General features: G+C 71.6%; 7 protein-coding genes. 3 read left to right on the top strand and 4 right to left on the bottom strand.

The window, feature by feature from the left end; all coding sequences use genetic code 11:
- Positions 1-245: 245 nt before the first annotated feature.
- Both ACFWBT_RS40640 and ACFWBT_RS40635 read right to left on the bottom strand, forming a co-directional pair.
- Positions 246-944, bottom strand: a complete 699-nt coding sequence (locus tag ACFWBT_RS40640; protein WP_385709184.1) for an FMN reductase — start codon at positions 942-944, stop codon at positions 246-248.
- Entirely contained in the window at positions 941-2,032 is a 1,092-nt protein-coding gene (locus tag ACFWBT_RS40635) for an LLM class flavin-dependent oxidoreductase (RefSeq protein ID WP_385709182.1), read from the bottom strand. The genes ACFWBT_RS40640 and ACFWBT_RS40635 overlap by 4 nt, the downstream gene beginning before the upstream one ends.
- 103 nt (positions 2,033-2,135) lie before the next feature.
- Here ACFWBT_RS40635 and ACFWBT_RS40630 point away from each other — a divergent pair, with 103 nt between their 5' ends.
- Positions 2,136-2,951, top strand: coding sequence for a DUF6597 domain-containing transcriptional factor (locus tag ACFWBT_RS40630; protein ID WP_385709179.1), 816 nt, complete (start codon positions 2,136-2,138; stop codon positions 2,949-2,951).
- A gap of 134 nt (positions 2,952-3,085) precedes the next feature.
- Positions 3,086-4,519, top strand: coding sequence for an MFS transporter (locus tag ACFWBT_RS40625; protein WP_385709176.1), 1,434 nt, complete (start codon positions 3,086-3,088; stop codon positions 4,517-4,519).
- On the opposite strand, the gene ACFWBT_RS40620 is transcribed toward ACFWBT_RS40625, so the two are convergent.
- The gene (locus ACFWBT_RS40620) at positions 4,516-5,406 is read right to left on the bottom strand and encodes an NADP-dependent oxidoreductase (protein ID WP_385709173.1); all 891 of its coding nucleotides are present in this window, start codon (positions 5,404-5,406) and stop codon (positions 4,516-4,518) included. The two genes, ACFWBT_RS40625 and ACFWBT_RS40620, sit on opposite strands and share 4 nt — an antisense overlap.
- Before the next feature lie 122 nt (positions 5,407-5,528).
- Between ACFWBT_RS40620 and ACFWBT_RS40615 the strand changes: the two genes are divergently transcribed.
- Entirely contained in the window at positions 5,529-5,942 is a 414-nt protein-coding gene (locus ACFWBT_RS40615; protein ID WP_351556807.1) for a helix-turn-helix domain-containing protein, read from the top strand.
- Here the strand turns inward: ACFWBT_RS40615 and ACFWBT_RS40610 are convergent.
- Complete coding sequence (locus ACFWBT_RS40610) at positions 5,915-6,412, bottom strand: MarR family transcriptional regulator (protein WP_351556810.1); 498 nt, start codon at positions 6,410-6,412, stop codon at positions 5,915-5,917. The genes ACFWBT_RS40615 and ACFWBT_RS40610 overlap by 28 nt on opposite strands.
- Between the last annotated feature and the right edge of the window lie 306 nt (positions 6,413-6,718).

Below are 6,718 nucleotides of genomic sequence, written 5' to 3'. Positions count from 1 at the left end.
GTACATCCCAGTCCGTCGCCGCTGGATCAGACGTGGGCTATCTGTGCGAACTGCTGCTCGATCCGAACGTAAGCGACGGACATCAGGGATGTACCGGCACGGCCCCTCCCGCGCGTGGACGGGTGCGGGTGCAAGATTCAGCCCCTACAAGATTCAGCCCCTCCGGCGTTTGAGGAGCGGGGTCTGGGGTGGGGCGGAGCCCCAGGGGTGGGAAGGGTAGGGGCGGAGGGGGCGAAAAACACGCCCTACACCCGCAGCGCCGCCAACTGTTCCTCGAACGGCACCACCCGGAAGCCGTCCTCGCGACCGGCCGCGGCCACCTGGACCGGGCCGGGCGAGCCGGACGAACCCTGGGCCGGGACCGCAGGCCCGGACTCGGCCGGCGCCGGGGGCCGTACCTGGGCCGGTGGAGGAGTGGACGCGCCCGTCAGGGCGGACATCAGCACCGCCAGTTCACCCGCCGCCCGCTCGATCCGCTCGGCAAGCCCCTCGGCCCCCCAGTCCTCCGAAGCCGCGTACACCCCGGTAGGGACGATCACCGCCCGCAGATACGCGAACAGCGGACGCAGCGCGTGTTCGAGGACCAGCGAGTGCCGCCCGGTCCCCCCGGTCGCCGCGATCAGCACGGGCTTGCCCGCCAGCACGTCCTTGTCGAGCACGTCGAAGAAGGACTTGAACAGTCCGCTGTACGAGGCGGAGAACACCGGCGTGACGACGATCAGCCCGTCCGCCGAGGTCACGTCGTCGATCGCGGCGGACAGGGCCCGCCCAGGGAAGCCGTTGGTGAAGTTGTGCGCGATCTCGACGGCGAGGTCGCGCAGTTCGACGACCCGCAGGTCCACCGGACCGGACACCCGGCCGGCGGTCGCCGCCGCCAGCCGGTCGGCCAGCAGCCGCGTGGACGACGGAACGCTCAGCCCCGCCGAGACGACGACGAGCTTCATGCGACGGTCACCTCTTCCTTGGCGGCGGCCACCCGGGCCGCGTGGGTCGGTGCGTCCGGCACATCGGCCGGCCGCCCCTTGGCGAACTCCTCGCGCAGCACGGGCACGACCTGCTCGCCGAGGAGGTCGAGCTGCTCCAGGACGGTCTTGAGCGGCAGCCCGGCGTGGTCCATCAGGAACAGCTGGCGCTGGTAGTCACCGGCGTACTCGCGGAACGCCAGCGTCTTCTCGATGACCTGCTGCGGCGAGCCGACGGTCAGCGGTGTCTGGTCGGTGAAGTCCTCCAGCGACGGCCCGTGTCCGTAGACCGGCGCATTGTCGAAGTACGGCCGGAACTCCCGTACGGCGTCCTGCGAGTTGGGCCGCATGAAGACCTGGCCGCCGAGGCCGACGATCGCCTGCTCGGCCGTGCCGTGCCCGTAGTGCGCGTACCGCTCGCGGTAGAGCTCGACCATCTTCTTGGTGTGGTCGGCGGGCCAGAAGATGTTGTTGTGGAAGAAGCCGTCGCCGTAGTACGCGGCCTGCTCGGCGATCTCCGGCGAGCGGATCGAGCCGTGCCAGACGAACGGCGGGACCCCGTCCAGCGGGCGCGGCGTCGCCGTGAACGACTGGAGCGGCGTACGGAACTTGCCCTCCCACGTCACCACGTCCTCGCGCCACAGGCGGTGCAGCAGCGCGTAGTTCTCGACGGCGAGGTTGATGCCCTGCCGGATGTCCTGACCGAACCAGGGATAGACCGGCCCGGTGTTGCCGCGGCCCATCATCAGGTCCACGCGGCCGTCCGCGAGGTGCTGGAGCATCGCGTAGTCCTCGGCGATCTTCACCGGGTCGTTGGTGGTGATGAGCGTCGTGGACGTGGACAGGACGAGCTTCTCGGTGCGCGCGGCGATGAAGCCGAGCAGGGTGGTCGGGGACGACGGCACGAACGGCGGGTTGTGGTGCTCGCCGGTCGCGAAGACGTCGAGGCCGACCTCTTCCGCCTTCTGCGCGATGGCGACCATGGCCTTGATGCGCTCGTGCTCGCTCGGCTCCCGGCCCGTGGTCGGGTCCGGAGTCACATCGCCGACGCTGAAGATCCCGAACTGCATGGTCGCTCACCCTCCATGTTGTTGACTGTTCAACTATACCTCCGAACCACCACCTCGCCCCAGGTATTCCGCGACTGTCAGTACCCCGCCCTACGATCCCCACATGGCCGCCCCACGCCGTGACACCCGAGGCATCGTCGACTCCGCGGAGCTCTTCGCGCGCGTCCGCTTCCGCCGCCACGAGCCCGCCGAGCCCCTGCGCCCCTACCTGGAGCACTACTGGCTGATCGACTGGGACCTCACCCAGCCGTACGCCTCGCACGTGGTCCCCCACCCGTCGGTCAACATCGTCTTCCAGCGGTACGCGGGACAGGACCCCTTCGGCGAGGTCGCCGGCATCGGACTCGACCTGTTCACCCAGAAACTGGAGGGGCGCGGCAGGGTGTGCGGGATCCAGTTCCGCCCCGGCGGTTTCCGCCCCTTCGCGCCGGGCCGCCCCCTGTCGTCCCTCACCGGGCGGCGGCTCCGCCTCCCGGAGGTCCTCCCCGACTCCGGGAGCGCCACCCCGGCCGTCCTCGACCCGGACGACGAGCAGGCCCGGGTGGCCGCCCTCGACGCCTTCCTCCTGGACCTGGACCCGCGGCCGGACCCGCAGGCCACCCTCGCGACGGCCCTGGTCGACCGCATCCGCACCGACCGCGCGATCCGCCACGTCGGCGAGTTCGCCGAGGCGCAGGGCATGACGGTCCGCGCCCTGCAACGCCTCTTCTCCGCGTACGTCGGTGTCGGCCCGAAGTGGATCATCCTGCGCTACCGCATCCACGAAGCCCTGGAGCGCGCCGAGACCGCCGAGACGGTGAACTGGGCGGCCCTCGCCGCCGACCTCGGCTACGCCGACCAGGCCCACCTGGTCCGGGACTTCACGGCGACGGTCGGAGTTCCCCCGACGGCCTACGCGAGCGCCCACCAGCCTTCCTGACCCCGTCACCCCCCGGCTCCCCTCGCGGCCCTCCTTCGACCCCACTCCCGATCCCCGGTCCGGATCGCCGGCCCCGACCACCTCTCCGGCAAAGCACTTGACCGGACCGCACCTCATGCCCGACATTTATCTGCGTGACACAGACACTGCATGACACACCTGAATCCGGGCACCCGCCCGCCCATCCGCCCGCCCGCACCCGCTGGGCGATCCTCGGCGTCGTGCTCGCCGCCGACGTCCTGGATCTCCTCGACGGCACCATCACGAACATCGCCGCCCCGACCATCGCCCACGACCTCGGCGGCGGCACCGCCCTCATCCAGTGGCTCGGCGCGTCCTACGCCCTCGCGCTCGGCGTCCTGCTCGTCCTCGGCGGACGGCTCGGCGACAAGTACGGCCGCCGCCGGCTCTTCCTGACCGGCCTCGCCGGCTTCACCGCGGCCTCGGTCGCCTGCGGCCTCGCAGCGACGCCGGAAACCCTCGTCGCCGCCCGCCTCGCCCAGGGCGCCTTCGGCGCGCTCGTCATTCCGCAGGGCTTCGGCATCCTCGGCGCGACCTGGCCCCGGAACGAGATCGGCAAGGCGTACAGCCTGTTCGGACCGGTGATGGGCCTGTCCGCCGTCGGCGGCCCGATCCTCGCCGGACTCCTCATCGACGCCGACCTCGCCGGCCTCGGCTGGCGCTCGATGTTCCTCATCAACATCGCCCTCGGCGGCGCCGCGCTCCTCGCCGCCGCCCGGTTGCTCCCCCGCGACAGCGGCGACCGCACGACCACCGTCGACGCCGCCGGTTCCGTCCTCCTCGGCGCCACCATGCTCGCCCTGCTCACCGGCCTCATCCAGGGCTCGGCCCACGGCTGGACCGCGCTCCCCGTCCTTCTCCTGATCGCCGGCCTCGCGCTCTTCGCGGCGTTCTGCCACCGCCAGCGCACCGCGCCCAGCCCGCTGATCCGGCCCTCCCTCCTGCACAACCGCGGCTTCACCTCAGGACTGCTCCTCGGCATCGTCTTCTTCGCTGCGGTCGCCGGTCTCCTCTACGTCGTCTCCCTCTTCCTCCAGCAGGGCCTCGGCCGGTCCCCCTCGGGTGCCGCGCTCGCCCTGATGCCCCTGTCGGCGGGCATCGTCATCGCCTCCATCGCCTGTTACCGCCTGATCGCCCGTCTGGGCCGCCGCCTCGTCCTCATCGGCTTCCTCGTCACGCTCGCCGGGACCGCCCACCTCCTCGCCCTGGTCGCCGTCTCCGGCACGGACACCGGAAGCTGGGCCCTGGTCCCGCCGCTGCTCGTCATCGGTCTGGGCATGGGTGCCTGCTTCGGCTCGCTCTACGACGTCACCATCGGAGACATCGCGCCCGAGGAGGCCGGCAGCGCGGGCGGTTCGCTCGGCGCGGTCCAGCAACTCGCCAACGCGATCGGAGCCGCCGCCGTCACCACCGTCTACTTCCGGGCCGGCGGCGGCGAGACCCACGCCACCGCCGTGAGCCTCACCGTCGTCGCCGCCATCACTCTCCTGTGCTGCCCCCTCGTACGCCTGCTGCCGCTCAAGGCACCGGACGAACAGCACCACTAGGGAACGAGGACCAGCCGGCCCCGCAGCCCGCCCTCCGCGAGCCGCGCGTGCGCCTTGACGACCTCGTCGAGCGCGTACGTCTCGGCGACCCGGGGCGTCAGCGCCCCCTCGTCGACGAGTGCCACCAGCTCCGCGAGCCGGGCCCCGTCGGCGGCGACCTCCACGGCACCGGTCCGCACTCCGCGCACGGACGCCGGGTGGGCCCCCGGGATGACCCCCATGAAGGCACCCCCGTCCCGCACCCACTCCAGCGCGTCCGCGCCCAGGATCGCCGCGTCCAGCACCGCGTCCACGCTCCCCGGAGCCACCGCGCCCGACACCGACCGGTCGGCACCCAGGGACCGTACGAGCTCCTCGTCGCCCTCCCGGGCCAGCGCGGTCACGTGCACGCCGAGCCGGGCGGCCAGCTGCACGGCGTACCCGCCGACGGCCCCCGCGGCCCCGGTGATCAGCAGGTTCTGCCCCGGCTCCAGCCCCAGCCCGTCCAGGGCCTGGGCCGCGGTCAGCGCGTTGAGCGGCAGGCTCGCCGCGTGCACCGCGTCGACCGAGCGGGGCGCCGCGGCCACCGCGTCGGCGTCGACCACCACGTGATCGGCGTGCGTACCGAGGAGCTTGGCGGTCCCGTACGCCAGCGCCACCACCTCGTCGCCCACGCTCCACCCGGCCGCGACCCCGACCGCGTCCACGACGCCCGCCACGTCCCAGCCGAGCCCCAGCCGCTTCCCCGCGCCCCCGAAGACACCCGCCCGCACTCCGGCGTCCACGGGATTGACCCCCGCCGCCGCCACCTTGATCCGCACCTGCCGGGCCCCCGGCTCCGGCACGGCGACCTCGACGATCTCGACGGCTTCCGGTCCACCGAACGTCGTCACAACCGCTGCACGCATCCCAGCTCACCCCATCAGTAGGTCATCCGCGGGTCTCTTTCCCGCCGCAACAACCCTAGGAAGAGTTACTATCCATTGGTAAGTAGGCACCTGAAGGTGCGTACGTCACCCGGAGGTGAGTCATGGCGACCACGACAGCGGCCCAGCGGCGCCAGCAGGCCCGTGTCGAGTACGACGCGTTCATCAAGAGCTGCCCCACCAACCAGCTCCTGGACCGCATCAGCGACAAGTGGGTCAGCCTGATCGTGAGCGCGCTCGCCGACGCGGGCGGACCGATGCGCTACAGCGACCTCGGCCGCAAGATCGCCGGCGTCAGCCCCAAGATGCTGACGCAGACGCTGCGTTCACTGGAGCGCGACGGCATCGTCTCCCGCACGGTCACCCCGTCCGTCCCGGTCCGCGTCGACTACGAACTCACGCCGCTGGGCGGCAATCTGAGCTGCCTGCTCACCGCCGTCAAGGACTGGGCGGAGCACCACATCGAGGAGGTCGTCGAGGCTCGCGAGCGTTACGACGCCTCGTCCGAGGCCGCCTGAAACTCCCCGGACCGCAGCCGCGCGACCTGCTCGGCACTGAAGTCGACCGTGCGCCGCATGTGCCCGATGATCAGGGCGACCTCGGCGTCGTCGAGCCCGTCGAAGAGGCCGTACCAGCCGCCGCCCAGCCGCTCCCACATCCGGCCGAACTCGGCGATCTTCTCCGGCACGGTCGCCACCAGCACCCGCCGCCGGTCCACCACATCGCGCTCCCGCACGACATAGCCCGCCTTCTCCAGCCGGTCCACCAGCCGCGTGGCCGACCCGGTCGTCAGCCCCGTCATCTCGGCGATCCGCCCGGTGGTCACCGGCCCCGCCTCCAGGCTCAGCAGATTCACACACTGCACATCCGTCGGATGCAGCCCGACGTGGTCGGCGAGGGCCTGGTTGAACAGCGCGTACGAGGCCATGTACCGCCGCGACACGACCGCCAGCTCCCCCAGCAGCCGCTCCCGCGCTTCCCCAGCCATACCGGCCCCTTCCACCACACCAACCGAAATCGTACGTGCGCCGTCCGGCGAGCAACCAGCCTCCCCAGAAACCGGCGGCCACAGGACCCCGGCACGGCCGGCACCACCCTGGGGCTCCGCCCCAGACCCGCTCCTCAAACGCCGGAGGGGCTGAAGCTTTCCCCGGCCGGGACGGAAAAAGGGGAAACGCGCCCGCAGCCGAAATGTGGCCGGAGGGGCCGTGCCGGTACATCCCTATGTCCGTCGCTTACGTTCGGATCGAGCAGCAGTTCGCACAGGTAGCCCACGTCTGATCCAGCGGCGACG

Source organism: Streptomyces sp. NPDC060027, assembly GCF_042737005.1.
Classification (GTDB): Bacteria; Actinomycetota; Actinomycetes; order Streptomycetales; family Streptomycetaceae; genus Streptomyces.
The sequence above is the reverse complement of the archived record's forward strand: the minus strand, read 5'-3'. Positions and strand labels throughout refer to the sequence as shown.

Bases quoted from the DNA above. Each gene is read 5' to 3' on its own strand.
- ACFWBT_RS40640 (WP_385709184.1), bottom strand. From the start codon at position 944: ATGAAGCTCGTCGTCGTCTCGGCGGGGCTGAGCGTTCCGTCGTCCACG.
- ACFWBT_RS40635 (WP_385709182.1), bottom strand. From the start codon at position 2,032: ATGCAGTTCGGGATCTTCAGCGTCGGCGATGTGACTCCGGACCCGACC.
- ACFWBT_RS40630 (WP_385709179.1), top strand. From the start codon at position 2,136: ATGGCCGCCCCACGCCGTGACACCCGAGGCATCGTCGACTCCGCGGAG.
- ACFWBT_RS40620 (WP_385709173.1), bottom strand. From the start codon at position 5,406: ATGCGTGCAGCGGTTGTGACGACGTTCGGTGGACCGGAAGCCGTCGAG.
- ACFWBT_RS40615 (WP_351556807.1), top strand. From the start codon at position 5,529: ATGGCGACCACGACAGCGGCCCAGCGGCGCCAGCAGGCCCGTGTCGAG.
- ACFWBT_RS40610 (WP_351556810.1), bottom strand. From the start codon at position 6,412: ATGGCTGGGGAAGCGCGGGAGCGGCTGCTGGGGGAGCTGGCGGTCGTG.